Annotated in this window: 27 protein-coding genes; 1 reads left to right on the top strand and 26 read right to left on the bottom strand. The window is 44.9% G+C overall.

Going from position 1 to position 26,556, the window contains the following annotated elements; genetic code table 11:
- The 26 genes from PGQ33_RS03675 to PGQ33_RS03550 all read right to left on the bottom strand — a co-directional run.
- On the bottom strand, nucleotides 1–185 hold a 185-nt coding region (locus PGQ33_RS03675), incomplete at its 3' end, for a hypothetical protein (RefSeq protein WP_270205274.1).
- Nucleotides 186–761: 576 nt separating this feature from the next.
- On the bottom strand, nucleotides 762–1,694 hold the full coding sequence (gene tsf / locus PGQ33_RS03670; protein ID WP_044999250.1) for a translation elongation factor Ts: 933 nt from the start codon (nucleotides 1,692–1,694) through the stop codon (nucleotides 762–764).
- 45 nt (nucleotides 1,695–1,739) lie between these two features.
- A complete protein-coding gene (gene rpsB / locus PGQ33_RS03665; protein ID WP_044999249.1) occupies nucleotides 1,740–2,483 on the bottom strand; it encodes a 30S ribosomal protein S2 in 744 nt (247 codons plus the stop codon).
- 187 nt (nucleotides 2,484–2,670) lie between these two features.
- Nucleotides 2,671–2,808, bottom strand: a complete 138-nt coding sequence (locus tag PGQ33_RS03660; RefSeq protein ID WP_008375213.1) for a hypothetical protein — start codon at nucleotides 2,806–2,808, stop codon at nucleotides 2,671–2,673.
- Nucleotides 2,809–2,861: 53 nt separating this feature from the next.
- Nucleotides 2,862–3,269 carry a GerW family sporulation protein gene (locus PGQ33_RS03655; RefSeq protein ID WP_055155563.1) on the bottom strand — a complete coding sequence of 136 codons (408 nt, stop codon included), beginning with the start codon at nucleotides 3,267–3,269 and terminating at the stop codon, nucleotides 2,862–2,864.
- Nucleotides 3,270–3,305: 36 nt separating this feature from the next.
- On the bottom strand, nucleotides 3,306–4,421 hold the full coding sequence (locus PGQ33_RS03650) for a DUF2953 domain-containing protein (protein WP_195250243.1): 1,116 nt from the start codon (nucleotides 4,419–4,421) through the stop codon (nucleotides 3,306–3,308).
- Nucleotides 4,418–4,744 carry a hypothetical protein gene (locus tag PGQ33_RS03645; RefSeq protein WP_270205273.1) on the bottom strand — a complete coding sequence of 109 codons (327 nt, stop codon included), beginning with the start codon at nucleotides 4,742–4,744 and terminating at the stop codon, nucleotides 4,418–4,420. The genes PGQ33_RS03650 and PGQ33_RS03645 overlap by 4 nt, the downstream gene beginning before the upstream one ends.
- Nucleotides 4,745–4,764: 20 nt before the next feature.
- Entirely contained in the window at nucleotides 4,765–6,102 is a 1,338-nt protein-coding gene (locus PGQ33_RS03640) for a peptidoglycan D,D-transpeptidase FtsI family protein (protein ID WP_270205284.1), read from the bottom strand.
- Nucleotides 6,103–6,178: 76 nt separating this feature from the next.
- Entirely contained in the window at nucleotides 6,179–7,711 is a 1,533-nt protein-coding gene (locus PGQ33_RS03635) for an FtsW/RodA/SpoVE family cell cycle protein (RefSeq protein ID WP_270205272.1), read from the bottom strand.
- 8 nt (nucleotides 7,712–7,719) lie between these two features.
- Complete coding sequence (locus PGQ33_RS03630) at nucleotides 7,720–10,134, bottom strand: U32 family peptidase (RefSeq protein ID WP_270205271.1); 2,415 nt, start codon at nucleotides 10,132–10,134, stop codon at nucleotides 7,720–7,722.
- Between the two features lie 101 nt (nucleotides 10,135–10,235).
- Entirely contained in the window at nucleotides 10,236–10,649 is a 414-nt protein-coding gene (gene zapA / locus PGQ33_RS03625; protein ID WP_008375194.1) for a cell division protein ZapA, read from the bottom strand.
- A gap of 94 nt (nucleotides 10,650–10,743) precedes the next feature.
- Nucleotides 10,744–11,418, bottom strand: coding sequence for a Crp/Fnr family transcriptional regulator (locus PGQ33_RS03620; RefSeq protein WP_270205270.1), 675 nt, complete (start codon nucleotides 11,416–11,418; stop codon nucleotides 10,744–10,746).
- A 55-nt stretch (nucleotides 11,419–11,473) separates the two neighbouring features.
- On the bottom strand, nucleotides 11,474–12,523 hold the full coding sequence (locus PGQ33_RS03615; RefSeq protein WP_270205269.1) for a sulfate/molybdate ABC transporter ATP-binding protein: 1,050 nt from the start codon (nucleotides 12,521–12,523) through the stop codon (nucleotides 11,474–11,476).
- Entirely contained in the window at nucleotides 12,517–13,221 is a 705-nt protein-coding gene (modB, locus tag PGQ33_RS03610) for a molybdate ABC transporter permease subunit (RefSeq protein ID WP_270205268.1), read from the bottom strand. Before modB ends, PGQ33_RS03615 begins: the two co-directional genes overlap by 7 nt.
- 12 nt (nucleotides 13,222–13,233) lie before the next feature.
- On the bottom strand, nucleotides 13,234–14,130 hold the full coding sequence (modA, locus tag PGQ33_RS03605; protein WP_055247201.1) for a molybdate ABC transporter substrate-binding protein: 897 nt from the start codon (nucleotides 14,128–14,130) through the stop codon (nucleotides 13,234–13,236).
- Nucleotides 14,131–14,134: 4 nt separating this feature from the next.
- On the bottom strand, nucleotides 14,135–15,172 hold the full coding sequence (locus PGQ33_RS03600) for a molybdopterin-binding protein (protein WP_117834130.1): 1,038 nt from the start codon (nucleotides 15,170–15,172) through the stop codon (nucleotides 14,135–14,137).
- 128 nt (nucleotides 15,173–15,300) lie between these two features.
- Nucleotides 15,301–16,089, bottom strand: a complete 789-nt coding sequence (yqeB, locus tag PGQ33_RS03595) for a selenium-dependent molybdenum cofactor biosynthesis protein YqeB (RefSeq protein WP_330663225.1) — start codon at nucleotides 16,087–16,089, stop codon at nucleotides 15,301–15,303.
- Complete coding sequence (locus tag PGQ33_RS03590) at nucleotides 16,090–17,421, bottom strand: uracil-xanthine permease family protein (RefSeq protein ID WP_055155574.1); 1,332 nt, start codon at nucleotides 17,419–17,421, stop codon at nucleotides 16,090–16,092.
- A gap of 136 nt (nucleotides 17,422–17,557) precedes the next feature.
- Nucleotides 17,558–18,982, bottom strand: a complete 1,425-nt coding sequence (yqeC, locus tag PGQ33_RS03585; RefSeq protein ID WP_270205267.1) for a selenium cofactor biosynthesis protein YqeC — start codon at nucleotides 18,980–18,982, stop codon at nucleotides 17,558–17,560.
- Complete coding sequence (locus PGQ33_RS03580) at nucleotides 18,972–21,254, bottom strand: xanthine dehydrogenase family protein molybdopterin-binding subunit (RefSeq protein ID WP_270205266.1); 2,283 nt, start codon at nucleotides 21,252–21,254, stop codon at nucleotides 18,972–18,974. The genes yqeC and PGQ33_RS03580 overlap by 11 nt, the downstream gene beginning before the upstream one ends.
- A complete protein-coding gene (locus PGQ33_RS03575; protein WP_008375171.1) occupies nucleotides 21,251–21,718 on the bottom strand; it encodes a (2Fe-2S)-binding protein in 468 nt (155 codons plus the stop codon). Before PGQ33_RS03575 ends, PGQ33_RS03580 begins: the two co-directional genes overlap by 4 nt.
- The gene (locus PGQ33_RS03570; protein WP_117834124.1) at nucleotides 21,708–22,505 is read right to left on the bottom strand and encodes an FAD binding domain-containing protein; all 798 of its coding nucleotides are present in this window, start codon (nucleotides 22,503–22,505) and stop codon (nucleotides 21,708–21,710) included. Before PGQ33_RS03570 ends, PGQ33_RS03575 begins: the two co-directional genes overlap by 11 nt.
- Nucleotides 22,506–22,519: 14 nt before the next feature.
- Nucleotides 22,520–23,521 carry a Holliday junction branch migration DNA helicase RuvB gene (ruvB, locus tag PGQ33_RS03565; RefSeq protein ID WP_117556028.1) on the bottom strand — a complete coding sequence of 334 codons (1,002 nt, stop codon included), beginning with the start codon at nucleotides 23,519–23,521 and terminating at the stop codon, nucleotides 22,520–22,522.
- Between the two features lie 10 nt (nucleotides 23,522–23,531).
- Complete coding sequence (gene ruvA / locus PGQ33_RS03560; protein WP_055155575.1) at nucleotides 23,532–24,143, bottom strand: Holliday junction branch migration protein RuvA; 612 nt, start codon at nucleotides 24,141–24,143, stop codon at nucleotides 23,532–23,534.
- A gap of 14 nt (nucleotides 24,144–24,157) precedes the next feature.
- The gene (locus PGQ33_RS03555) at nucleotides 24,158–24,661 is read right to left on the bottom strand and encodes a Gx transporter family protein (protein ID WP_055155576.1); all 504 of its coding nucleotides are present in this window, start codon (nucleotides 24,659–24,661) and stop codon (nucleotides 24,158–24,160) included.
- A 3-nt stretch (nucleotides 24,662–24,664) separates the two neighbouring features.
- Entirely contained in the window at nucleotides 24,665–25,069 is a 405-nt protein-coding gene (locus PGQ33_RS03550; protein ID WP_118198345.1) for a NusG domain II-containing protein, read from the bottom strand.
- Nucleotides 25,070–25,532: 463 nt separating this feature from the next.
- Between PGQ33_RS03550 and PGQ33_RS03545 the strand changes: the two genes are divergently transcribed.
- A complete protein-coding gene (locus tag PGQ33_RS03545) occupies nucleotides 25,533–26,519 on the top strand; it encodes an FAD:protein FMN transferase (RefSeq protein WP_270205265.1) in 987 nt (328 codons plus the stop codon).
- Nucleotides 26,520–26,556: the final 37 nt, after the last annotated feature.

The raw sequence follows: 26,556 nt of genomic DNA, 5'->3' as shown, positions 1-26,556 counted from the left end.
ATTTTTGCAATTTTATTTTTCCAATTTTCCTCATTTATATCTTCTATTAACTGTTCATAAACATAAATCGAAAAAATTGGTTTTATCTTATAGCTATTATTTGCTATCGATATTACATATTCCTTTTGCTCTGGAACATCAATAACTATTGTATCATCAGCTTCTGATATAACATCTTTTTCCATACTTTTACCTCGTTATTCTTTAGTCAACGATTCCAAATTTATTAAACACTTTTTCAACGTATATAATATATCACAATTCTGCCTTTTTGCTCTTCATTTTTAATTATACCACCTGTTTTGTGACTTTCTCATGCTAGGAAACAAAGTATTCTATAATATACCTCACCATCTAACTTTTCTCTATTATAATCTCAATTTCTCTTTTCATTAATCGGAAAATATTTCCACGATAGTTTATGAAAAGTTGGGGAATCTTACGCTATCATACGTTAAAAGTTGGGTAAATATTGGGTAATTACACTACTCCCCAACAAAATAAAACAGGCAATCTTCGCCTACTTATTTCAGAAGAATGAGGCGAAGTTTCATACGACAGTTGGGGAATTGAAATTCCCCAACTCACTCCCCAACTTTTACCCAATTCCATGCATAAATAGCGATAATTTACGATAAGTCAAAATTTATTCCCCAATACGCAAAAAAACCTTGAATCATCCCATTTTCATAGGAAATTCAAGGTTTTTCGTTGATTTACATGATAATAATACGGTTCAAATTCTTATGCGAACTGTAAGATTATGCGTTCATCTGAGCTGCAACTTCAGCTGCGAAATCTTCATTTTTCTTTTCAAGACCTTCACCTGTCTCGAAACGAACGAATTTCTTCAGAGTGATAGTTGTTCCGTTAGCTTTTCCAACTTCGTCAAGGTATTTAGCTACAGACTGTTTTCCATCTTCAGCTTTTACATATACCTGATCTAACAGACAGATTTCCTTCATCTCTTTGTTGATACGTCCGGAAATCATTCCCTGGATAACCTTTTCCGGTTTCTGAGATTCTTTCGGGTCGTTCATAATCTGAGCAAGAAGAATTTCTTTCTCATGTGCGATGTAATCAGCATCTACATCTGCCTGGCTTACATACTTAGCATTTAAAGCTGCTACCTGCATAGCTACGTTTTTCAGAGCTTCTTTAACAGCATCGTTAACAACTGCTGTATCAGCTTCTACAAGAACACCGATACGTCCGCCACCGTGGATATAAGATACTACACAGCCATCTGTAACGATCTTTTCGAATCTTCTGATGCTGAGCTTTTCTCCGATTACAGAAATCTTTTCTGTAAGTGCATCGTTAACTGTCTTAGAAGCATCTTCGTTCCAAGCTTCAGCCATGAATCCTTCCATATCTGTAGCTTTTGTAGTAAGTGCCTGATTAACAACTGCTTTTACGAATGCCTGGAAATCAGCGTTCTTAGCAACGAAGTCTGTCTCAGAGTTAACTTCTACGATAGCTGCTGTCTTATCTTCTTTAACGTCTGCCATAACAATACCTTCAGCTGCGATACGTCCGGCTTTCTTAACAGCCTTAGCTTCGCCGTTCTTTCTGAGGTATTCGATTGCTGCATCCATATCTCCGTTAGATTCGTTCAGAGCTTTTTTGCAGTCCATCATACCAGCGCCTGTCATTTCTCTTAATTCTTTTACCATGCTTGCTGTGATTGCCATGATTTTTTCCTCCATCTTTCAATATGATCTTTTGGATTGTTCGAATTATTCTTCTGTTGTTTCTTCAGCTGTTTCTACGTCTTCGCCTTCGTAAACTTCTTCTGCTTCGCCCTGGTTTGCTTCGATTACAGCATCAGCCATCTTAGATACGATAAGTTTTACAGCTCTGATAGCATCATCATTTCCTGGAATTACATAATCAAGTTCTTCCGGATCACAGTTTGTATCAGCAATACCGATCAGCGGGATTCCGAGTGTGTGAGCTTCCTGAACACAGATTCTTTCTTTCTTAGGATCTACTACAAAGATAGCATCCGGGATTCTCTTCATTTCTTTGATTCCGCCAAGGTTCTTTTCAAGCTTTTCCCATTCTTTCTTGATTTCGATAACTTCTTTCTTCGGCAGTACATCGAATGTTCCGTCTTCTGACATAGCTTCGATTTCTTTCAGACGAGCGATTCTGCTCTGGATTGTCTTGAAGTTTGTAAGCATTCCTCCAAGCCATCTTTCATTAACATAGTACATTCCGCAACGTTCTGCTTCTGTCTTGATTGCATCCTGAGCCTGTTTCTTTGTTCCTACGAAAAGGATCTTTCCACCTTCTGCTGCGATGTCAGATACTGCCTGGTAAGCTTCATCTACTTTTCCTACAGATTTCTGAAGGTCGATGATGTAGATACCATTTCTCTCTGTGTAGATGTACTCTGCCATCTTAGGGTTCCATCTTCTTGTCTGATGTCCGAAATGAACACCTGCTTCTAAAAGTTGTTTCATTGAAATAACGCTCATGTTTCTTTCCTCCATTGGTTTTTTACTTCCGTGTGCTTATGTCCGCGAACCATGCTTGTCAGCTTTGGCACCACCGGGATAAACCACACACGTGTTTTTTTGCAACGCTAGCATTGTATCACAAAAGCCCTGCATACGCAAGGCTTTTTTCAGGGTTTCCCCTACAGGTTCTCATATTTTTTCAAAATCAGCAGCAAAAAAGCTGATATCCGACAAGGAGGCACAGCAGAACGATCAGAATTCCGATAAATATGCTCGGAATAAACATCATGATCACCATACCAAGTGCCACAAAAAACAGTGCAAAACCAAATACCCGTTTCATCTTCGTTCCTGCTTTTTCCTCTTTTACAATAAATATATGCCAGAAACCTACGTCTATTCCTGATTTTCCGGAGAATCTGCTTCATTTAACAGATCTGCCACATCCTCTTCGGTCATTTTATCCTCAGATGGGGATTTAAAACGGTCAATCACATCCGGGACCATATCCAGGATCTTGGTCATGGTATCCTGATTCTTGATGTTGACCAGTCTGGTTGTTCCGTTCTGGATCACAAGCACTGCACTTGGAATCATCTTGCCGCCAAGTCCGCCGGCTCCTCTGTCCTTTTTGTCCGCATGAAATGCCCCTGCCCCGATTGCAAAAGATACATCAACAAGCGGAAGAATGATCGTATCTCCGATGTGGATCGCATCTCCTACAACGGTTTTGGATGATACCACGCCGTTCATCCCTTTAAACAATGCATCTACTGTCTCTTTAAACTGATTATCTACTGCCATTTTTTCGATTCCTCCTGTTATTTTCTATCGAATGCTTTACCATTTAAACTCCCTGATATCATGATAAGTGCTGCGAATATTCTTATCCAGCAGCATCTTTGCTGCAAATACTGCCATATGAACTGTTCTTAGTCTTCCTTTTACATAAACGGAACCTTCCAGTACCCGCTTTTCAAAATCCGGTTCCAGATCCATATTTTCTCCGATAAATGCATAAAACATTCCACAAAGTGCCAGTACCTGTCCGGTATGGTAAGGATCTTCAAAACCGAAATGCAGTTTTACGCGAAGCTTTTTCGGCTTCAGAAAATGCTTCACCCAGACCAGTTCCTTTTTGCCACGTGCAAAAGCTGCTTTATGATTTTCCTGTTCCAGGAACTCCAGAATTTTATCTTTTTTATCTGCGATATTTTTTATTTTATCACATAAATTCTTCCATGTACATTTGATCTTTTCCAGGATTTCCCGAAGCTTCTGACTGAGCTTCCGGATCAGTTTTCCAAATGCTTTGACTGGTTTCTTCCGCTTTCGTGGAGTTTTGTGAGCCTTTCCGGATCCTCTCTCGTCATGAACATCCTTTTTTTCTCTGGATTCACTTTCCTTTTCCGGTGTAGCATTCTCTTCTTTTTTTTCTGAAAATGTTTTCACCTTCGTGTCAGGACTTCCCTGTGTTTCTGTTTTGGACTTCTCATCTTTCACGTCCGCATGCTCTGGCTTTGCATACGTTCCGCTTTCGGCTCTCTTTTCCGGCAGCGTCTGCGGCTTCTTTACATCTGCCGCATCATTTCTTTCTGCCGTTCTCTCACTGGCATTCTCCGCACCGGCTTTTTTTCCGCCATCCGGCTTTTTCTCCTTCTTTCTCGTCGGTTTATCTTCCGCTTCCAGAACATCTCCCAACTTCTTCCAGGCAATCCGCCCCTGCCATTTCACATCACCGTTCCGATACTCCACTCTTCCTGCAATCAGATGAAGCAGCCATGAAATCTTAAGATTCCCCTCTGCATCTTCCAGCTTTCCCGGAAACTCGGCACGCAGTTCATACCTCAGCGGTACAAAGAGAAGGACACCGATCACAAGTAGCAGGATTCCAAGAATCACCAGAAGAAGAATCCCGATAATCTTCAAAATCAATCCAATGATATGTAGAATCATGCTTCTTCCCTCTCCCGCTCTCTGATGTAGGACCGGATATCCAGATCCCCTGTTTTTTCATAAACTTCCTTTGCGATCTCTTCTACCAGATACAGCGCATCATCATATCCGCTTGCAAGACCAACTGCGAAAATATCATCATCGATCACACTTCCCTGGCGGAACATCAACGTCGAATAAAATTCCAGCTGATTTTCCCCTTCTTCGATCAGTGCGATCACATAAGTTTTCAACGGATATTTTTTTTTATTCAGTTTTGCAATCACTTTTTCTTTCTTTTTTGCCATGCTCTCACTGACATAAAGATTTTTGTAAAACCTCATGTGCGCTGTCTCCCCGACCTTTAATTATTATAGTAAGAATCAAACACCTGCTTTGCGACACTGACACCAGTAATGGTCGCTGTATCTGCATCCTCGACACAAACGCTGATCGCCAGCTCCGGATTATCCACATTGGAAAATCCGACAAACCAGGAATGTACTGTATTTCCATCTTCACTGACCTCGGCAGTTCCGGTTTTCCCTGCCACTGTATAAGACGCACCTGAAAGCGCAGCTCCGGTACCATAATCCACAACCGCCTTCATGTATTCCGTAAGCTGTGCAGCTTCAGATGATGTCATAAGCTCTTTGTAGCTTTCCGGCATATATTTCTTCACCGTTGTGCCTGCATAATTTGTAATCTTGTCCACCAGATACGGCTTCATCAGCTTTCCACCATTTGCGATCGCCGAAACGATCATCGCCATATGGTACGGACTGACCTGTGTCTCTCCCTGACCAATTGCAGTCATCATCGTATCTGCATCTCCTGCATCTGTTTTCAGGCGGAAACTGCTTTCATTATATTTCACATCACCCGGAAGCTTGCTGTTAAACAGCATCTGTTTGGCAGTCTTTCTCCATTCTGCCTTATCCAGCTGCAGCCCGATATTTGAAAACGAAGAATTGCAGGAATTTGCAACCGAATCCGTCAGATTCTCTTCCCCATGAGCAGTGCTGTTATAACAGTGGATCGTCGCCCCATTCTGTGAAAATTCTCCATTACATTCAAACGAATAATTATTATAATCTGGATTCTGCCGCATAAAAGCAAGTGTTGTCACCAGCTTGAATGTCGACCCCGGTGTATACTGTCCAAGTGTAGCCCTGTTAAGAAGCGAACTGTTCTCGTCATTGTTCAATGCATCCCAGTTTTCCGAAACATTATTCGGATCAAATGACGGCTTCGATACCATTGCCAGAATCTTCCCTGTACTTGGCTCCATCACGACAACTGCACCTTTGTTATCTCCCAGTGCATTATATGCTGCATTCTGCAGGTTCGCATCCAAGGTTGTGACCACCGTATCTCCCGTATTCTTCTGGTCTTTAAATTCATTCGCCAGCTTTTCCAGGAAAAAGGCATTTGAAGTCAGAAGATTGAAATTCTGTGAGGATTCCAGTCCGGATTTTCCTTTTGCGGCATATCCGACAACATGTGAAAACACTTCTCCCTCCGGATATTCCCGTGTTTCCGATCCATCGTCATTTGTCACAGTCTGTGCAAGCACTTCTCCATTTTTATCTGTAATACTGCCACGCAGCACACGGTCCGCAAGAAGATCCTGACGGATATTGTACGTGCTGTTGACAACCTCTTTACTTTTTACCACATTAAAATAAACCAGATATCCCATCAGTACCAAAAACAGTGTTACAAAAATATAAGTAACTCTCGTCAGTTCTTTATTGGTCATCTGCTTCTCTTTTTTCTTACTGGCTCCGCTTCTTTCTGCCTGTGCTTCTTTCGGACGCCGCTGTCCGTTTTTTAGGCTGCTGCGTTCGGCCTTTTTCTTCGGTTCGCCATCCGTTCGTCTGCTGCGGCTTTTTCCTTCTGCCTTCTTCTTTTGGTCGTGATACCCGCTCTCGTCTGGCAGGCTCTCCAGCTGCTGATCCAGATCTGGAAGTTCGTCTTCTCTGTAATTTTTTTCTTTCAATGTCTTCTTCCTCGTCCTCTCTTAATACATACAGTCCCTGAATGATCGCAAACATAATGATCGTACTGAGAACGGAGGTTCCACCGTAGCTTACCAGCGGAAGTGTCACTCCGGTAGACGGAATGAACTTTGTCACACCTCCGATCGTCAGAAATGTCTGAAAAATATAACAGGTTCCAAGTCCCAGTGCCACCAGTTTATAAAAGCTGTCCCGAAGCTGCATCGCAATATTCAGAAACATCATATAAACACTGACACATACCAGGATCAGACAAAGTGCAAAAATCAGTCCCATTTCCTCCGCAATTGCTGAAAAAATGAAATCTGACTCTGCAACAGGTATCTGATCTGCCGCCCCTTGAAAAAGTCCCATTCCAAACCAGCTTCCTGTACCGATCGCCATCAAGGATTGTGCCACCTGATAACCACCTTCATTGTAAACGGCAAATGGATTCTTCCATACCAGTACACGCACACGGACGTGGTTAAATAACTTATATGCCACAACTGATGCCCCACTTCCTGCAATCAGTCCGGCAAGTACATAAAGTGGTTGTCTGCTTGCCACATAAAGCATCACCAGATATACAGCAAAGATGATCAGCGCCGCACCAAGGTCTTTTGACACAACCAGGATCAGTACATGCATTGCTGCCACTGCCGTTGTGATCACAATATTCTTAAATGAAGTGTCATTCTTCAGACTCGCCGCAACGAAAAATACAAAAATGATTTTCACAAGCTCAGATGGCTGAAGGGTAAAACCTCCGATTGCAACATTCAGCATCGCTCCTCCAGTCACACGTCCTACAATGATAACGACCCCAAGCATTACAACACCTGCAATTGCATAGAATATTTTCCATTCTGACAGAGCTTTTACCTTCCGGATGATGACCGGGATCACAAGACTTATCGCTACGGATGCACTGACAATGATAAACTGCTTTACCGCAAGCGAATACGAAAGTCTGGTGATCATAATAAAACCGATTGCCATCAGCATACACATATTGTTTATAACCAGCCGCGACACCCGCGGGTAAATTTTTGTATACAGCAAAATAACTGCCAGAAACAGTACCACCTGCATCCCGTAAAATCCGATCATTTTTGTTTCATTTTTCTGCAGATACATCACCAGAAATGCAATCATATGAAGCAGAAACATCAGCACATTCTGCTTTCTGAAAATACTTCTCTGTGTATACTCATCTGCGTAATTAAATACTGCAAAACATTCAAATGTATAGACCAGCATCAGGGCTATCATCAGATATTTTGACAGCTCTACAATTATATTGACCAAAATTCCACCTACTTTATTCCTCTTTTCCAGTGTCCCCTGGTGTACGTTCCCTCCGGAAGTTCTTTTCCTTCAAAATACGCACTTAAAATCTGCCTTACCTCCTGCTGCCTTTCAGTAGTAAACATCAGTCGGATCCGCCCAGGACCGATCTGATATACCTCTTCCATCCGGTCTCCCAGATATAATGGTACATAATTGTAAAGGATATTATAACAGTAATCACATTCATTTTTTACCACAAATGAATTACGATATCTGTCAGTTATTGTCATCTGTCCGGATTTTTTCTGACATCCTCTGGTCGTTTTCTGAATACATCCTGCAGATACCATCATCGGAAGATAACCATATACGATCACTTCTCCATCCTTTACCCGGAGATCCTGGAGTTCTCTTTCTGTCAGTTCCACGGGCGCTGTAAATTCAAAAACTCCCTTTTCCTTCCAGAATTTCCTGCTTTCCTGATTAAATTCATACAGATTGTAATCGGTCATAATCCTTCCGGTATAACCATGCTCTTTCAGAAACGCAAAACTTTCATAATTTGCGATCAGAATGCCGTCCCATCCGGCTCCGAATATCCGGTTATATGCAGCTTCATACTGTTTTCGGGTTCTTTCCCGGAAAATATAAGGCATGACCAGATAAATTTCTTTCCCTGCTGCATGTACTTTTGTAATCCACTCCACATAGCTGTCCTTCTCCCAGATGCGAGGGAACATGGTACAATCCACATAGATTCTTCCGATTGCTTCTTCTTCCAGGATCACTTCCATCTGTTCTGCGGTTCTTACCGATGCCGTCCATCCGGAAATTACCTCTTCCTCCATTGAAAGCTCTGTCTTATTTTCTTCCGGTTCTTTCACTTCACCACTTCTTCTGTATTTCTCACAGATCACTTTTTCCAGTGTCTCCAGTGCTTCCCTTCGAAGTTCATTCAGGCTCTGCATCGGAAGAAATACTTTCTCTCCGATCTCAGCCTTTAAAAAAGAAAATTCAAATTCCGTATTTCCCGTCTTGCGCAGCTGCTTTTCAATTCGCTCTCTGCTCATCGGCTGGCTCAGTGCTTCCTGTGCTTTTTCACCGGTAACCGTAATCTCGGCATCCCGGCACTTCACTGTAAGCGTTGCCGCTTCCTGCGGATACAACCGGAAAGTTCCGCAGATCCGTTCTTTTATTTTTCCATTTACAAATTCTTCACGCAGCGTGTCAATCAATGTGCTGTTTCTTGTACGCATCCAGATTTCATCCCTCTTGAACGGGGTATCTGCAAATACCGGGATCTGCACATTCATTCCTTTTCTGACTGCATCCTTACAGGTATAATTATCTGCTTTTTCCCTGCCTCTGCGCATCGGGAGCTCAATAATATCCTGCGGAGACAGGTCTGTCATTGCTTTTGCAGTCACAGTTCTGCCTTTTTTAGCAAGTACCTTTACTGCCGGCACTCCTGCATGGTTCGGACGGTTTAAAGAAACCATCTCCCGTCCATTCTGTGTATGATAATAACCCGTATGGAAACCGCCACGGTTGTAGAGATCCAACAGCATCTGCCGGTCCTCCTCGCAGACACGGTATTTCTTCATCGCATACGCTGCCGGATCCTCTCCTGCCGGACATTCTTCATAATATTTCAGATAAAGATCGGCATATTTCCGGTACTGGAAAGCGACTGCTGCCGCATACTCCGGCTTCTTCATCCGTCCTTCAATTTTGAAGGAATAAATCCCGCTCTCGATCATCTCCGGGATCAGTTCCAGTGTGCAGATATCCTTGAGACTCAGCAGATACTGTGGTTTCTTTGCTTCCGGTGTCTGGTAAAGCAGTCTGCACGGCTGTGCGCACTGTCCACGGTTGCCACTTCTGCCACCGATAAAGCTGCTGAACAGGCACTGACCGGAATAGCAATAGCAGAGTGCACCATGTACAAAGCTTTCAATCTCGAGCTCTGTCTCATCGGCAATCTTCTTCACCTCTGCCATACTCAGTTCTCTGGATGTAACAATCCGCTGTGCACCTTCCTTTTCCAGAAACTTCGCCCCATCCACTCCCGTAAGCGTCATCTGGGTACTTGCGTGGATCGGAAGATCTGGAAAATGCTTCCGGATAAAACGGAACAGTCCAATATCCTGCACGATCACCGCATCCAGCCCCTGCCGGTAATAAGGGAGCAGATAATCATACATCTGTTTTTCCATCTCACGGTCTTTGATCAGTGTATTCACGGTCAGATACAGTCTTCTTCCATGCAAATGCACATAATCAATTGCCTCTAAAAGTTCTTCCTCCGTCAGGTTATGTGCATAAGCACGTGCCCCGAAAAGGGCTCCCCCTGTATATACCGCATCAGCTCCTGCTGCAATTGCCGCTTTCAGGCACTCCATACTCCCTGCCGGTGCAAGGATTTCAACTCTGTCTTTCATATAACTCCTCTATCTTTAAATAACCTGTATACAAAGCCCCTGTGTTGCAGACATTTCTCTTTGTATACCGGAGTATCAAAAATAGACTGCCTCAGGACAGTCTATTTTGTACGGTGATTTTTCATTTCTGTTTCAAGCTGTACGATCTTCATCTGAAGCTCCTGATTCTCTGCCTTGAGTTTATCCAGTGCTTTTTCAGCATTCTCATACTTGATCTGTACTGAGATCAGTTCATGCTTTAAATCGTACATCTCTTTGTCTTTTGCCTCGATGTCGCTTTCTAATGCGCCGCCCTGTTTCTTGGCTTTAAAATAATCATCTGCTATATTTAAAGCAAGAAGCACACTTCTGGCTTCCGCACTCTGCTTGCGATATCCATCGCTGCTTGTACATTCCTCGATTTTATGGTTCAGATAAGTGGATACCTTCTGCAGATAATCTTCACTTTCAAATCCGCTCAGGGTGAATACTTTGCCGCCTATCAAAACTTCTGTATAATTTTTTGACGATGCCATAAAGAACCTCCTTGCCGCCTAATCCTTTTTTCATTATAAACTATATTCTGATAAAAACCAACCACTTTTCGATATTTTCAGCAGAAATTCTGTTTTATTCTTTATCAGTCAGCTCAAAATGATTCTTTCTGACCTTCAAAATCCCCTCTTTTTCCATTTTTTTCAACTCATGTGACAGCACACTCCGGTTGATTCCCAGATAATTCGCCATCTGTTCTCTGTTAAATTCAATATCAAATGCACTGCTTTTGTGGCGGCTTTGCTGAACTCTCAGATACCGCTCGATTCTTTCCCGGATTCCTCTGATTGACAGCAGTTCGATTTTCCTGCACTTGTGGATATCTTCATTTGCAAGGAAATGAACCGTCTTCTTGTAAAACTCAATCCTCTCACGTAGATCCAGAACACCCTCTTCTTCCATCGCCCGTACAGGGAACCAGAAAATGTGCGCCTGTTCCGATGCATAAATATCATAAGGACTCGTCTTTTTTTCACTGACCGCAATCTCCACTCCCACAACAAACGAGCTGACCAGCTTCTGGACCAGTTGTTCGGTTCCATCCCGGTAATACTGCACTTTACAGAGCCCCCCGTCAAGCAGGATTCCGATATTGTTCAGTTTTTCTCTTTCTCTTATGATGATTTCGCCCTTGTCATAGGTTACGGTTCTGCCGCCTAACCGGTCAATGATCTCATCCGCCTTCTTCCGATCCATATCACAGAAGAAAATGCTCCGGTAAATCGCTTCCCTGTCTTGTTCTTTCTGCATTTATGCTGCCACCTTCTGCCCGTTTTCTTATTTGTCCATTATAGCATCTGTCACGCTATCCTTCAAGGAACAGCACTTTTTCTTCCGGAAATGCGAGTGCATCCGGCATTCCTTTTTCTTCCAGAGTGGCAGAAATCTCTCTTTGGACAAACCAGCAGAAATCCTCACATCCCGACTCGCATCGGATAAAATATTTTCGTTCAAATGGATAATCCACACTTTTCCATTCTTTAACTTTCAGCATAGCACCGGATATCGTTCCATACACCGGAATCAGATCATGAGCTCGGATCCCGATCGCCTTCACATTCTCCGACACAGTGCGTCTTTTAAAAGTCAGCTGCACATCCCAGTCTTTCACATACACCGTCTGCGCATCCATCCGGCAAACATCTGCAATATTTTTACATCCGGTAAGTCTTGCCGCTGTCTTATAGCGCGGTGCATTAAATACTTCTTTTACCGGACCCAGGCGGATTCCATGTCCATCTTCAATTACCAGAACCTCTTCACTGAAGCTGTAGATTTCATCCCTGCTGTGGGACACCATGATCACCGTACCTTCATAATCACTCAGCATTTCCATCAGCTCGGTCAGCATCCGCTCCCGAAGATACGCATCCAGTGCCGAAAATGGTTCATCCAGAAGGATCACGTCCGGTTCATATGCCATAATCCGTGCCAGTGCCGTTCTCTGCTGCTGTCCGCCGGAAAGCTTTGACGGATAAAGCTTTTCCAGTCCGTCCAGCTGGAAATGATGGATCAGCTGTTCTACCATTTTCTGCTTATCTTCTTTGTTTCCGGTAAATCCAATCCCGATATTCTGCTCCACGGTCATGTTCGGAAACAACGCATAATTCTGAAAAAGATAACCGACTTTCCTTTTTTGTGGCTTCAGAAAAATCTTTTTTCCGGCATCAAAAAGGGTAACTCCGTCAATCACGATCCGCCCTTTTTCCGGTCTTTCGATCCCGGCAATACTTTTCAAGGTCAGGCTTTTCCCACATCCGGAAGCGCCCAGGATTCCGATTCGCTTTTTTTCACTTTTAAAGGCAACATCCAGCCTGAATTTTTCATACTGTTTTTTTATCTCTAGTTCTACCATTGCTTTGTATGTTTCATTCCCTTTCCAAATGCCAGATTCATAAGTACTACTATTCCGAATGCGATCAGGATTACAATTCCGACCCACACGCCTGCCGTCTGATAATCACCGTCCTGGATGACCATTGCAATCCTCTGGGAAATGGTTGCCGTCTTTCCTGGAATATTGCCCGCAAGCATGGAGGTCGCACCGTATTCTCCAAGCGCTCTTGCAAATGCAAGAATTGTACCGGATGCAACTCCAGGACCTGCCGCCGGCATGATCACCCTCCAGAAAATCTTCCACTCCGTCATACCGAGCGTCTGCGCCGCATAGATCAGGTTCACATCCACCTGTTCAAATGCTGCTCTTGCATTCCGGTACATCAGTGGAAATGCAATCACAGTTGCCGCGATCACGCATCCTGCCCAGGACTGTACAATCTTGATATCAAATGTCGTATAAAGATACGATCCAACGGTTCTTCTCGTACTGAAAATGAGCAGCAGGAAAAATCCTGCAACCGTCGGCGGAAGCACCAGCGGCAGTGTCAGAATCCCATCCAGCACAGCCCTGAGACCCGCCTTCGCTTTCAACACCTTTCTTGCTGCCCATATTCCCAGGAAGAATGACACGATCGTTGCTGCGATTCCTGTTTTGATTGAAATGAAAAGCGGACTCCAGTCAAGTCCTGCAAGGATCTGTCTTATTTCTTCCATATCGTTCCTCTTTTACTCTACGTTTGTATCGAAATAGTAGCTGTCAAAGATCTTCTTTGCGTCATCGGATGTTACATATGCAAGGAAATCATCGGCTGCTTTTTTCTTTGCATCATCTGCCTCTTTATTTTCTACACGGCAGATCGGATAAATCACGTTACCTGTCAGATCATAGCTTACTGTCTGAAGGATCTTGATCTGATCCTCATATCCGTATGTATCAGAATAATAAGTTGTTCCAACTTCGCATGCACCCTCTGTAACGGCGATCAGCACCTTGCTTACATTTGCCTGCTCACTGATTTCTGCTCCACCAAGAGCTTCAGAAACCTGTTCTGTTGTGATGGTAGACGCATCGTCTACTTTGTCCAGAATTCCGAGATTCATCAACGCCTGACGGGTGTATTTTCCAACTGGTACACTTCCGCCTGCAAGTGCAATGCTCTTTGCCTCATTTAAGTTTTCAAGCCCGGTTACTGCTGTATCACTGTCCTTTAATGTGATAACAACTACCTGATTGTTCACTACATTATGGCGGGTTCCTTCTACTACCAGTCCGTCAGCCTCAAGCTGATCCATCTGTTTCTGTGCTGCAGAGAAGAACAGATCACACTCATATCCTTCTTCGATCTGTGTCAGCAGAGTTCCTGAACTGTCTGCATTGTAGACGATCTTCACATTCGGATGCTCTTTTTCATAACGCTCTGCAATATCTGTCATTGCCGTATTCAGGCTGGCTGCGATAAATACCTGAAGCTCTACATCCTCTTCTTTGTCAGCCTTTGTTTCTGTCTTTTTGTCTTCTGTTTTTGTGTCGGTCTTTTTACCGTCACATGCAGCAAGTGATGCTGTCATCAGCAGAACCAGACCTGCTGCCACTGTTTTCTTAAATAAGTTATTCTTTCTCATGATTTTAATATCCTCCTTTTCCAAATCCACAGTTTGGAAAAGTACACACCGGACAGGACAGACAAAGTCCTCCCTGTCCAAGAAGCCGGAAATCTTTTTCATGTAGCTTTTCATCACACATAATCCTCGGAAGAACCAGATCAAAAATCGTCCGTTTTGCATACATCACGCATCCCGGAAGACCCATGACCGGAATCTGTCTGCCTTCTTTTTCACAATAAGCAAGCATAAACATGGCTCCCGGAAGAACCGGTGCCCCATAAGTCACCACTTCCGTACAGGCATTTTTGATCGCAAGAGGAGTCCTGTCATCCGGATCTACACTCATTCCACCGGTACAGACGATCAGGTCAGAACCATCCTCGATCAGAGTCTGGATTGCTTCTGTGATCATCTCATGATCATCGTTGCACTGGATCTGCTTCACCTCTGTAACGCCACATTCTTTCAGTTTTTCGATCACAACCGGAGTAAATTTATCCTCGATCCGGTGATAATACACTTCGCTTCCCGTCGTTACGATTCCCGCTTTTTTCTTCTGGTACGGAAGAATCCGGAAAATCGGTTCTTTTCCTGCCACTTCACAGGCCTTCTGCATCTTTTCTTCTTCGATCACAAGCGGAATGATCCTTGTTCCTGCAATCTTATCTCCGGTTTTCACCGGAAAATTTCCATGTCTGGATGCAATCATCATCTCACCAAGACTGTTCACCGCATTCAGCTTTTCGGTATTGATCTTCAATACCCCTTCACAGTCGGCGATCAGTTCGATCTTTCCTTCCTTCACCCCGGAAGGATGCATATGCTCACCCTGACAGATCTGACGCAAGATCTCAGCCGCCTCATTTTCATGAAGCATACCTTCCTGTTTTTCCCAGATATAAAGATTCTCTTTTCCCACAGATAAAAGTACCGGAATGTCTTCTTCGGTGACAATATGTCCCTTCCGGAAAACAGCATCCTTTACAACTCCCGGAATGATCTGTGTAATGTCATGGCACAGCACCTGCCCCACTGCATCTTCTGTTCTTACCAGTTTCATTTTTTGTTCCTCACTTTATATGGATTATGGCATAAAAATACCTGCCGTCACTGCGGCAGGTATTCTGCCCAAACCTTTTTATATTTTACCATAAAAAGGATGGATAAATAAGTTGTCCAGACAACTTTTTATTTTGTTTTATAGACAAGATCGATTGCTTCCGCAACTCCGTTTCCGATCTTTCGTGCTTTATCCGAAATCGTATAACAAAGTTTTTCCTCTATCCTTGCATCCACATCTCCGATCTTCAATCCTTTTTTGACCGGTACACCTTCCTGGAGCATCCCACGGACAATCCCGTGGAGCCTCGCATAGACAGGTTCATCTCCGCACCTTGCAACAATCTGCCCTTTTTTCACCACATCACCAATTCTCGCGACCGGATGCATGATTCCGTCTGCGGATGCCTTTAAAAGGCGTTCCACCGTATAGCCGCCAATATTTCCCGGAATTCCGGTGTTGGGGATTGCACTTCCCTCGCGGATCACCTCGCCCAGATGCTCACCTCTTTGCGTTTCAATCACAAAATGGCAGTCTCCGGCTGCCGTAAAGCCCGGTCCGATACCGATAACAAGAGGAGCGTCACTGATCCGGGTCCCAAGATTCTTTTTTGCCATGATCCCGTCAACCAGTACATCCGGCAGATATTCTTTCCGCACTTCTGCTTTTTCATCCACCATGACAGCAATTTTCCGCGTTGCCATAATTGCTTCTGCTTCTTCAAAACTTTCGGCAAGAACTGCTTCCATTCCTTCTACCACTGCATGTTCTTCGTATACCGCTCTTGAAAATGCCACCTCGCGTCTTACGGCGAGTGGGATGGCAACATCCGTCATCAGGATCTGATGTCCTCTTTCCCACAGCTCTGCCGCAATTCCCGTGGCAAGATCCCCGGCTCCTCTTATCAGGATCTTCATTTACTCTTCTTTCTCCTTTGGTAAAACCAGATTCAGGAACACTGCAACCAGAGTAGACAGTGCAACCGGTGATTTACCGAAAATGGTTGTTACCCATGCAGGAAGCTGTGCAAGTGCTGCATTTGCCTGTGTCACACCCATTCCGAGTGCGATGGCAAGTCCTACGATGGATGTATTTCTATAATTCATCTTTGAATTATTGATCAGTTTGATACCCGTCATGGAAATCATTGCAAATACAGAGATTGTTGCGCCTCCAAGCACACATGACGGAATAGTCAGAAGAATGTATGCGATCTTTGGCATGATTCCTGCAACCAGCATGATCATCGCTGCAATTCCAAACACTCTCTTTGCCACTACTTTCGTAGAACTTACGATTCCGACATTCTGACTGTAGGTCGCTGTCGGGAGTCCACTAAAAAATGCGCAGACAATATTGCTGACTCCATAACCAATGATACCACCGCTTAATTCCTCATCTGTCGGCATACGGTCCATTCCTCCGGTCGTTGTTGCTGAAAAGTCTCCGATTGCCTGAATAGAGCTGATTGCAAACAATACCGCAATCGCAACACATGAGGATGGCTCGAATTTAATTCCGAAATGCATCGGCTGTGGGAACTGTACCCATTTTGCCGTTAATACGGAAGAAAAATCCACCATTCCAAAGCCAAGCGCAACTACATATCCAACTATGATTCCAATCAGAACGGATGAAAGCTTTAAAAAGCCCTTTCCAAAATGATTCAGTCCTGTTACGACTGCCAGTGTGATGATCGCAACAAGCCAGTTCTGCCATGAACCATAATCCGCACTTCCTGCTCCACCTGCCATATAATTGACTGCGGTCGGATACAGCGAAAGTCCGATTGCAAATACAACCGTTCCCGTAACCAGCGGCGGGAAAAGATGACGGATCTGCTTGATAAATATTCCTACAATAATCGCAACAATACCGCCCACGATCTGTGCACCAAGTATTGTTCCAACATCTGCATCCTGTGCAATTGACTGCATGATCGGCACATACGCAAAGCTGATTCCCATAATAACCGGAAGCCCGGCTCCTATCTGATAAGACTTAAATTTGATAAACGGAAAAAGCTGGATGAATGTCGAAATCGCTGACATTGCAAGAGATGCCTGAATCAGGACAACCGTGTCTGATTCTGAAAGTCCGGACACACCGGCAAGAATGATCGCCGGTGCAACACAGCCAATGATCATCGCCACTACATGCTGGAATGCCAGCGGAAGTGCCTGACCAAAGGATGGTTTTCCGTTAAGGTTAAATAGTTCCTGTGAAGTATTACTATTCTTCGTACTCACTTTTTTGCCTCCTTCTCTACCCACTTACAACTTTCGTTGTCAAAGCTATCGTATCTATGATAGCACGAATGGTTTTCAATGACAATTCAGCAATGTTCCATTTTTCAACACATAATTGCTTTATTTTTCCAAAATATTAACGAAACGATGTAATCCGTACTTTTTCACCAGAATCCCGTTCTACTCTTAAGGCGATTCTCTCTGCCATTTTCAGACGTTTTTCATCATCTGCTTTGTTTAGCACAATATAGAAATCCATTTCCGGCAGGACATTCTTTTTCCCGCCTTTTGCCGAAACAGCCAGCCCTGCCAGATCCTCCTCCGTCAGAACCTCTTCCACTGCTTTTCCAAGTACCTGTGCCACAAGCTCAGGCCGGAAACAGCAGTCTTTTATCCTTTGTCCGATGGCATCGAGTCCATATACAGAAAGGACTATCTGGATCTGCTTTGGAATAACCGGTTCTTTCTCCCCCGGCACTTTCGCCGGAAGCATCCGTGCACCATCCGCTTCCACAAGAACCGGCGCAGGAAGCTCCCAGATCTTTTCCATTACCGGTACAGAAAGGCTTTTGATCCTGCCTCTTCCTGCATCCAGACCGGCGATCACCATGCCTTCTCTTTTATGCACTTCCAGAATTTTTCCGATAGAATCCTCCATTACAAAATAAGGGGCAGTCTCTTTTTTCATATGGGTTGTAGTCACCAAAACCGGGAGGGCACCCTTCTCTTGGTATTCAGCAAGCAGCTGTTTCAAAAGAGAAGTCTTACCTCCCGCACCCACGGCAGCAATTCTCGGTACCATCTGCTCCGTAAGTCCAAGTGCCATAAGCAGCGACTCTTTCCTTTGAAGCTTTCCATTTTCGATGACATATACATGGAAAGTTTTCTCTGTGCCTCCTTCTGTTATCCGCATTTTTTCTATTTCCGGCATATAATCTATATCTTCCAGCTCTTTTTCCAGGCTCACCTCGTAAAATACTGCTTTTTCCCGGTATCTGCGGAACACCTTTCTTCCTCCGGCATCTCCTTCCAGTTCCAGAAGTTCTTTCCCGTACTTTGCCGGAAACCAGACCGGATTGCCTTCCTGTCCATTCCAGGTCACACATCCCGGTACAACTTTTGCCTCCCGCTCCATCTTTTCCAGGAATCCTTCCACGCTTTCTTCTGTAAAATAAGGCTGATCCGCCACAAAAAATGCATAGGCATCAGCATCTCCTGCCGCACGGATCCCTGCTTTTACCGAATAGGCTGCTCCTTTATAGCTGTCTTTTGAAATCACTGTTTTTACCGGGAAACGTTCACCTTGTTGCTCGTTTTCCTGAAGTGCTTTTACCTGATGCTCAATCTCTGGATACTGTGTTACCACAATCATTTCCCATTCCGGATGCCTTTGACAGACTTTTACCAGACGGTCGAATAAATAGCGGAACATCGGCTTTTCATCCAACAGATAAAGCAGTTTGTTCTCTGTTTCTGATTGTGGCGGTTCTGTATTTTGCATCCTTTGACTGTTAAAACGGCGGCTGTTTCCAGCCGCCAGATAAATCAGTTTAATTTTCATTTTCCATAATTCCCATTGCTATCTGTTCACTTGTAATCGGAAGTTCACGGAACCACAGACCTGTTGCATTTGCGATTGCATGCGTCAATGCCGGAGCCGGTGTATTGATGACGATTTCGCCAATCGATTTTGCACCAAACGGTCCGGTCGGCTCATAGCTGCTCTCAAATTCCACATGCAGATTTCCCATATCCATTCGGGTCGGAATCTTGTACTGCATAAATGAATTGTTCAGAAGCTGTCCTTTTTCCGTGTACTGAATATTCTCATAAAGAGTCATGCCGATTCCTTGCACGATTCCGCCTTCCGCCTGCACCCTCGCAAGATTCGGGTTAATAACAGTTCCGCAGTCAACCACTGCATAGTAATCCAGGATCTCGACATGTCCTGTCTCCGGATCCAATTCGATTTCAACAGCGCCTGCCATATAAGGCGGCGGAGATACCGGCGAACTGTGGCTTTCTGTTACCTGAAGCGCAATATCACTTCCGCACATTGCCCCTGCTCCGATTGCCGCAAGTGTCACCTCTTCTCCGGTCTTATCGCTTCTTGCAATGTGTCCATCGAAATCAACCTCATCCACTTCACATTTCAGCATCTTCGCTGCCTGTCTGACGATCCGCTTTTTCAGTTCCTCACCGGCTCTTGTCACCGCCATACCGGTCACATAAGTCGTACTTGATGCATAAGAGCCTGAATCATACGGCGAAGTATCGGTATCTGCTCCGGATACTGCAATATCATCCAGATCACAGTCCAGACATTCTGCTGCCATCTGTGCAAGAATCGTATCACACCCAGTTCCCATGTCCGCTGCCGCGATTGACATATTGTAGACACCATCCTCGCCCAGTTTGATCGTTGCAGATCCGACATCTACATTGGAAATGCAGGATCCCTGCATGGCAAGTGCTACTCCGACGCTGCGGATTTTGCCATCCGGCATAACTTTTCTTGGATACTTTTCATCCCATCCGGACATTTCTTTTACTCTCGCAAGGCATTTATCAAGTGCACAGCTATTCGCTGTCTCCCCATAATATGCCGGCATGAACTGTCCTTCTTTGACCATATTCTTCATACGGATCTCCATCGGATCCATGCCAAGTTTTTCTGCCAGTTCGTTAACAGATGTCTCAACCGCAAAGATTCCCTGTGTCGCTCCATATCCACGATAAGCTCCTGCTGCCATCCGGTTGGTATAGACCACATCGTAACGGAACCGGTATGCATCTAATGAACCATAAAGCGGAATCGCCTTATGTCCGGAAAGTCCGACCGTTGTCGGTCCATGTTCCCCGTATGCTCCTGTGTTAGAAAGTGTATACAGATCAATTGCCCGGATATTTCCCTCTTTATCTGCTCCCATGCGAACCGTCACCGCCATATCATGACGCGGTGAGGATGCAATCTGGGATTCCTCTCTTGTAAATACAATTTTCGATGGCTTTCCGGTTTTCCAGGTTACAAACGCCGGATAAACCTCACTTACCGCCGTCTGTTTTGCCCCAAATCCACCACCGATCCTCGGTTTAAACGCACGGATCTTGGATTTTGGTATGCCAAGTGCATTGGAAACAATACGGCGCACATGGTAAACGATCTGCGTAGAACTCATCACATTCAGTCTTCCATACATATCCATAAAGCAGACCGTCTGAAATGGTTCCATCATTGCCTGCTGTGCCGCTTTGACATGATATGTATGTTCTACAACAACATCGCATTCTGCAAGAACTTTCTCTACATCCCCATGTCCATCTTCTGCCTGTGCACAAAGATTCCGCTTGTTATCTGCTCCTACCGGGCACAATGCCTTCCAGCTGTCCTCCGGATGCACCAGAATTGGACCATCCAGCGCTTCCTCAGGATCTAATACTGCCGGAAGGACCTCGTATTTGACCTTGATCATCTTCATTGCACGTTCTACGCAGGCTTCATTTTCTCCGGCAATGATCGCTACCGGATCTCCTACAAAGCGAACATGCTGGTCCAGGATCAACCGGTCATACGGACTAGGCTCCGGCCAGGTCTGTCCTGCAATTGTAAAACGCTGCTGCGGTACATCCTTCCAGGTATAGATTGCTTCAATTCCCGACACACGCATTGCCACATCTGTCTTGATCTCCTGGATCATCGCATTGGCATGCGGACTTCTTAGAAGCTTAACGATCAGACAATCCTTTGGTGCCAGATCATTTGTATATACCGGCTTTCCAGTCACCAGTGCTTTCGCATCTTTTTTTACAAATGGTACTCCTACTGCTTTCATCTGGCTCCTCCTTTTCTTTTGTACTCCAGAAAATCATGGATTCCTCTGAGCTGTCCCTCGTAGCCTGAACAGCGGCAGAGATTCCCCGCAAGGTATTCCCGGATCTCGTCATCACTTGGATCCGGATTCTCGCGGAAAAGTGCGATTGCATTCATGATCATACCCGGATTACAGAATCCGCACTGCTCCGCCCCCTGTCCTGCGATAAAAGAGCCAAATTCTTCTGCTTCCTCCTGCAGTCCTTCCAACGTATCTACCTTGTGCCCGTCTGCTCTTGCAGCAAGCACGGAACAGGAAAGTACCGGCTTCTCATCTAAAAATACGGTACAAAGTCCACAGTTGGAAGTCTCACAGCCGCGCTTTACGCTGTAACATCCATGATTTCTCACGAAATCGATCAGAAGCAGATCAGCTGCGATCTCTTCTGTAATCTTTTTTCCATTCAATGTCAGACTAATCTGCATTCTTTTCACCTCCGTTTGTGATTCTCTCTAATGCTCTGCGGATCAGAACCTCTGCAAGATGGGTACGATACGCTGCACTTCCACGCATATTGCTTCCCATCGGCACCTGGGCTGCAAGCTCTTTTGCAAATTTTTTCAGATCTGTGCACGCATCCAGCTGTTCTGCCGGAACGTGAATACAGACTGCTTTCATCGGTCTTGCCCCAACTGCCACCTTCAGTTCATCTCCATAACGGTCAGCAGCAACCGCCAGTACCGGAAAATCCGTCTTGGTATTACGGTGTGACTGATAGCTTCCCTTTCCCGGTGTTTTCTTTACGATCACACGAACAAGGATATCATTATCTCTCTCCATCTTTGCAAACTCTTCCAGAGAAATGATCCCACCTTTATAAAGTTCTACTTCTGTATCCAGTGCAAGGAAACAGGTCAGTACATCCGAAAATCCAAACCGTCCGAAAATACTTCCGCCGATCGTCGCAAGATTCCGGAACTGTACACCGACAATACTTCTCACACTTTCTCTGATCATATTGCAGCTCAATTCATTTAATCCTTCGTGTAACTCCAGATCACGAAGGGATACCATACATCCAATCTTCCATGCATCCTCCGTCTCTTCAATCTGATCCAGTCCGAGTCCGGACAGATCGATCGCAGTCTGGATCTGCGCAGTACTCATTTTCAGCCAGAGCATTCCACCGACGATCCGGTTCGTCTTTTTCTGGTTCAGTTCATACGCCTGCTCCAGACTCTCTGCTTTCACATATTGTTTTATCTTCAGCATCGTCTCTTTCCTTTCTATTCTTCGTTCTTGTCAAATCCAAGATGGGTATACGCAAGATCTGTGACCACCCTTCCTCTTGGTGTTCTCTGTAAAAAGCCATTCTTCAGAAGATATGGCTCATAGACATCTTCTACGGTTCCGGCATCTTCCCCGATCGCTGCCGCAAGGGTATCCAGTCCTACCGGACCTCCCTGAAATTTTTCAATCATGGTCGTCAAAAGATTACGGTCTACATGATCAAGTCCAAGCCGGTCCACATCCAGAAGATCCAGTGCCTGCCTTGCCACCTCTTCGGTGATCACCCCCTCGTATTTGACCTGGGCAAAATCCCGGACTCTTTTCAAAAGCCGGTTGGCAAGCCTTGGCGTTCCTCTGGAACGTCTTGCCATCTCAAGGGCTCCCTTTTCATCGATCTCCACATCCAGCACGCCTGCTGAACGGATGATGATGGTCTGCAGTTCTTTTTCCGTATAAAATTCCAGACGGTTCACAACCCCGAAACGATCCCGGAGCGGAGCTGTCAGCATTCCGGCACGGGTGGTTGCCCCTACCAGTGTAAAATGCGGCAGATCCAGACGGATCGACCTTGCCGAAGCCCCTTTTCCGATCATAATATCGATTGCAAAATCTTCCATCGCCGGATAAAGTACTTCCTCCACCTGCCGGTTCAGTCGGTGGATCTCATCTACAAATAGCACATCTCCTTCCTGGAGATTATTAAGGATTGCCGCCATTTCCCCAGGTTTCTCGATCGCAGGGCCTGACGTGATCTTGATATTTACGCCCATTTCATTCGCAATGATCCCGGCGAGGGTTGTCTTTCCAAGTCCCGGCGGGCCGTAAAACAGCACATGATCCAGTGCCTCTCCCCTGCTTTTTGCCGCTTCTATATAAATCTTAAGAGTCTCTTTTGCCTTCGCCTGTCCAATATAATCTTCCAGAAGCTGAGGTCTTAAATGGCTCTCAATTTTTACATCCTCTTCCAGATTCTCTGTGGTAATAATTCTTCTTCCCATCCTAATCCTCTTATATCAAATATTTGAGTGCACCCTTCAGCAGATCTTCCACCGTCGTGCTCTCATCCATTTCCACTTTTCGTACTGCCTGCAGTGCCTCAGTACTTCCATAGCCAAGCGCCGTAAGTGCCTGTACCGCATCTGCCTGAAGTCCTTGTGCATTTACCGTATCTTCAGCGGCTCCATTTGCCGCTTCCACCTGGTGATCCAGTACGTCCTCAATCTTCAGCTTATCCTTCAGTTCCACAATCAGCTTCTCCGCCGTCTTCTTGCCAATTCCCGGTGCTGCAGAAATTGCCTTGATGTCCTTCGACATCACGGCAAATCGAAGTTCGTCTGGTGTAAGCTGCGCCAGAATCCCAAGACCTCCTTTCGGTCCGATCCCACTGACACCGATCAGAAGCTTGAACACAGAAAGCGCATCACGGTTTAAAAATCCATACAGCTGCATAGCATCTTCTTTGACATTCAGATAGGTGTGGATCTTCACTTTACTCCCAACCGGCGGAAGCTGTCCCATCGCCTGTCCGGACATAAAAATCCCGTAGCCCACGCCGCCTACATCTACAATCGCTTTATCTTCTTCGAGAGCTACAAGCTCCCCTCTTATATATGAAATCATCTCTTCCTCCCACGCTATGACAATACGATGCTGCCAAGTCTTTTGAGCATTTCATTTGCCACAACTCCGATAATAAATCCGGTGATCACTCCTGCGATCAGAAGCACCGGCACATAATAGGCGACGCTGAATGTCTCCACGACCAGCATCGCTACGATCAGCTGACCGACATTATGAAAGACACCACCTGCCATGCTGACTCCAAAAACACTGAATGATCCCCGCTTTTTCAAAATCACCATCACTGCAAGGCTTAAAAGTCCGCCTGCCAGACTGTATAAAATACTAAACAGACTGGCAAAAATAAATCCGGACAGCACGATACGCGTCACCGAAAGCAACAGGGCATCCTTTCCACCCATCTTGTACAGTGCCACCACAACGATCAGATTCGCCAGTCCAAGCTTAACCCCCGGAATCCCGATCTGAAACGGGATCAGAGTCTCTACATAACTAAATATCAGCGCAAGGGCAGTAAATACACCAAACCACGCTATTCTGACTGTATTTTTCTTCATATCTTAATTCGTCACCGCATCCAGTTCGGCTTCTTCTCCATCGACAATTTTCAGAACAATCTTATTCGGAAGGCAGATAATACTCTCTCCGTTCCTTGAAATTGCTTTCTGGTGTACACAAATCTGATCCGGACAGTTGGCCGCTGCCATTTTCACTTTTCCGTTCTCGATCTGGACGGTGTTCGTTCCTCCGTTGATCTTAAATGCACGCTCTTTCTGCAGATCCAGTGTCTCTACCACTTTCCCGTCAATCTGTATTTCTACAACGCCTGCGCTTTTCTGGCTCGTGAATAGATGTCCTGCAAAAAAAATGCCTGCCGCAGCAAATACAAGAAGGACAAGAATCAGATCATTCTTTTTGAAACCGGATGCTTTCTCCTCATGGCTCTTATTTTCTTTATGGCTCATAGGGTTCTCCTTTTTCTTTGTTTATTCTAACACATCATTTTATCTAATGCAATCAAGTGTTCGATTGATTTTTTTCATGGGGGAACGTATAATGGGGTAATTGGCGAAATGGACGGTCTGTGGGAAAAATGGAATAGAGACGCCGAGGGAGGAAATGGAAGTGTGCAGCTCTCAAGTTGTGCATACCATTCCGATGAACCTCTTAGGGCGAAAATCGTGTTCAGCAATGGCTTCCACGATTTTTGAGTTTCATCTCCATTGCACAAAATAGAGAGCTGCACACTTCCATTTCCTCCCTCGGCTGGTTATTGACTTTTTGCACAGACCTGGGATTCGTAAATTTTCATTATGTTGTTTGTTGAAGGTTTATGAAAAAAATAATGCTGTGGATTATGTTTTGATAAATTTTACTGTATTGGGAAAATTTTATGTAATTAGTGTTTTAATGGTAGGAGGTTCTGCGATGAAAATAAGGAATTGGGGAATTGGTATTTGTTTGAGTTTGTTTGGGACTTTTTGTCTGGGCGGATGTTCTGGGAGTTCGCCGCAGCCGGTGTCGCGGACGGTTACCGTGTTTGATACGGTGGTGACGATTACGGTTTATGATAAGGATTCAGAGGATGTTCTGGATGCTTGTGTGGCGAAATGTGAGGATTATAATGCGCGGTTTAGCCGGACTTCGGAAGGAAGCGAGATTTATGAGCTGAACCATGCAAACGGGGAGCCTGTGACACTTTCGGGTGATACGGTGGATTTGATTCAGAAAGGCGTGGAATACAGCCGTCTGGCAGATGGAAAGTTTGATATTACGATCGCTCCACTTAGTGACTTGTGGGATTTTAAGAATAATACGGGGACCGTTCCGGATGATGCGGCGATTCAGGAAGCGAAACGTCATATCGGATATGAGAATGTGAGGGTTGATGGAAATACGGTTCAGCTTCTGGATCCGGAGGCGGCTATTGATCTTGGTGGAATTGCAAAGGGATATATTGCGGATCAGCTGAAAGCATATCTGAAAGAGCAGAATGTATCCCATGCGCTGATCAATCTGGGCGGAAATGTGCTGGCTCTTGGCGGCAAACCGGATGGCTCGGATTATAATATCGGGATTCAGAAGCCGTTTGCACAGAATGGAGAAGCGATCACCAGTGTAAAGATCAAGGATCAATCTGTGGTTTCTTCCGGGATTTATGAGCGGTATTTTAAGGTGGACGACAAGATTTATCACCATATCTTAGATCCGAAAACCGGGTATCCTTATAAAAATAATCTGCTTGGGGTAAGTATTGTCTGTGACTCTTCTACGGAAGCGGACGCACTTAGTACAACCTGCTTTGCGATGGGGTTAGATGATGGATTGAAATATATCGAAGGAATCAAGGGGGCAGAGGCACTCTTTATCACGGATGATTATGAGATTCATTACTCCAGCGGATTTCCAAAGTAAAAAAGTTGAATGATGTAGGTTGTGAGACAAATCAGAA

Source organism: Coprococcus sp. AM100_B19A (genome assembly GCF_027662015.1).
Taxonomy (GTDB): domain Bacteria; phylum Bacillota; class Clostridia; order Lachnospirales; family Lachnospiraceae; genus Allocoprococcus; species Allocoprococcus comes.
Note: the sequence above shows the minus strand (reverse complement) of the source record. Positions and strands in the feature narration are given on the sequence as shown.

Coding starts and splice junctions, on each gene's coding strand:
- tsf (WP_044999250.1), bottom strand. CDS start 1,694: ATGGCAATCACAGCAAGCATGGTAAAAGAATTAAGAGAAATGACAGGC.
- rpsB (WP_044999249.1), bottom strand. CDS start 2,483: ATGAGCGTTATTTCAATGAAACAACTTTTAGAAGCAGGTGTTCATTTC.
- PGQ33_RS03660 (WP_008375213.1), bottom strand. CDS start 2,808: ATGAAACGGGTATTTGGTTTTGCACTGTTTTTTGTGGCACTTGGTATG.
- PGQ33_RS03655 (WP_055155563.1), bottom strand. CDS start 3,269: ATGGCAGTAGATAATCAGTTTAAAGAGACAGTAGATGCATTGTTTAAA.
- PGQ33_RS03650 (WP_195250243.1), bottom strand. CDS start 4,421: ATGATTCTACATATCATTGGATTGATTTTGAAGATTATCGGGATTCTT.
- PGQ33_RS03645 (WP_270205273.1), bottom strand. CDS start 4,744: ATGAGGTTTTACAAAAATCTTTATGTCAGTGAGAGCATGGCAAAAAAG.
- PGQ33_RS03640 (WP_270205284.1), bottom strand. CDS start 6,102: ATGGGATATCTGGTTTATTTTAATGTGGTAAAAAGTAAAGAGGTTGTC.
- PGQ33_RS03630 (WP_270205271.1), bottom strand. CDS start 10,134: ATGAAAGACAGAGTTGAAATCCTTGCACCGGCAGGGAGTATGGAGTGC.
- zapA (WP_008375194.1), bottom strand. CDS start 10,649: ATGGCATCGTCAAAAAATTATACAGAAGTTTTGATAGGCGGCAAAGTA.
- PGQ33_RS03620 (WP_270205270.1), bottom strand. CDS start 11,418: ATGCAGAAAGAACAAGACAGGGAAGCGATTTACCGGAGCATTTTCTTC.
- PGQ33_RS03615 (WP_270205269.1), bottom strand. CDS start 12,523: ATGGTAGAACTAGAGATAAAAAAACAGTATGAAAAATTCAGGCTGGAT.
- modB (WP_270205268.1), bottom strand. CDS start 13,221: ATGGAAGAAATAAGACAGATCCTTGCAGGACTTGACTGGAGTCCGCTT.
- modA (WP_055247201.1), bottom strand. CDS start 14,130: ATGAGAAAGAATAACTTATTTAAGAAAACAGTGGCAGCAGGTCTGGTT.
- PGQ33_RS03600 (WP_117834130.1), bottom strand. CDS start 15,172: ATGAAACTGGTAAGAACAGAAGATGCAGTGGGGCAGGTGCTGTGCCAT.
- yqeB (WP_330663225.1), bottom strand. CDS start 16,089: ATGAAGATCCTGATAAGAGGAGCCGGGGATCTTGCCACGGGAATTGCG.
- yqeC (WP_270205267.1), bottom strand. CDS start 18,982: ATGAAAATTAAACTGATTTATCTGGCGGCTGGAAACAGCCGCCGTTTT.
- PGQ33_RS03580 (WP_270205266.1), bottom strand. CDS start 21,254: ATGAAAGCAGTAGGAGTACCATTTGTAAAAAAAGATGCGAAAGCACTG.
- PGQ33_RS03575 (WP_008375171.1), bottom strand. CDS start 21,718: ATGCAGATTAGTCTGACATTGAATGGAAAAAAGATTACAGAAGAGATC.
- PGQ33_RS03570 (WP_117834124.1), bottom strand. CDS start 22,505: ATGCTGAAGATAAAACAATATGTGAAAGCAGAGAGTCTGGAGCAGGCG.
- ruvB (WP_117556028.1), bottom strand. CDS start 23,521: ATGGGAAGAAGAATTATTACCACAGAGAATCTGGAAGAGGATGTAAAA.
- ruvA (WP_055155575.1), bottom strand. CDS start 24,143: ATGATTTCATATATAAGAGGGGAGCTTGTAGCTCTCGAAGAAGATAAA.
- PGQ33_RS03555 (WP_055155576.1), bottom strand. CDS start 24,661: ATGAAGAAAAATACAGTCAGAATAGCGTGGTTTGGTGTATTTACTGCC.
- PGQ33_RS03550 (WP_118198345.1), bottom strand. CDS start 25,069: ATGAGCCATAAAGAAAATAAGAGCCATGAGGAGAAAGCATCCGGTTTC.
- PGQ33_RS03545 (WP_270205265.1), top strand. CDS start 25,533: ATGAAAATAAGGAATTGGGGAATTGGTATTTGTTTGAGTTTGTTTGGG.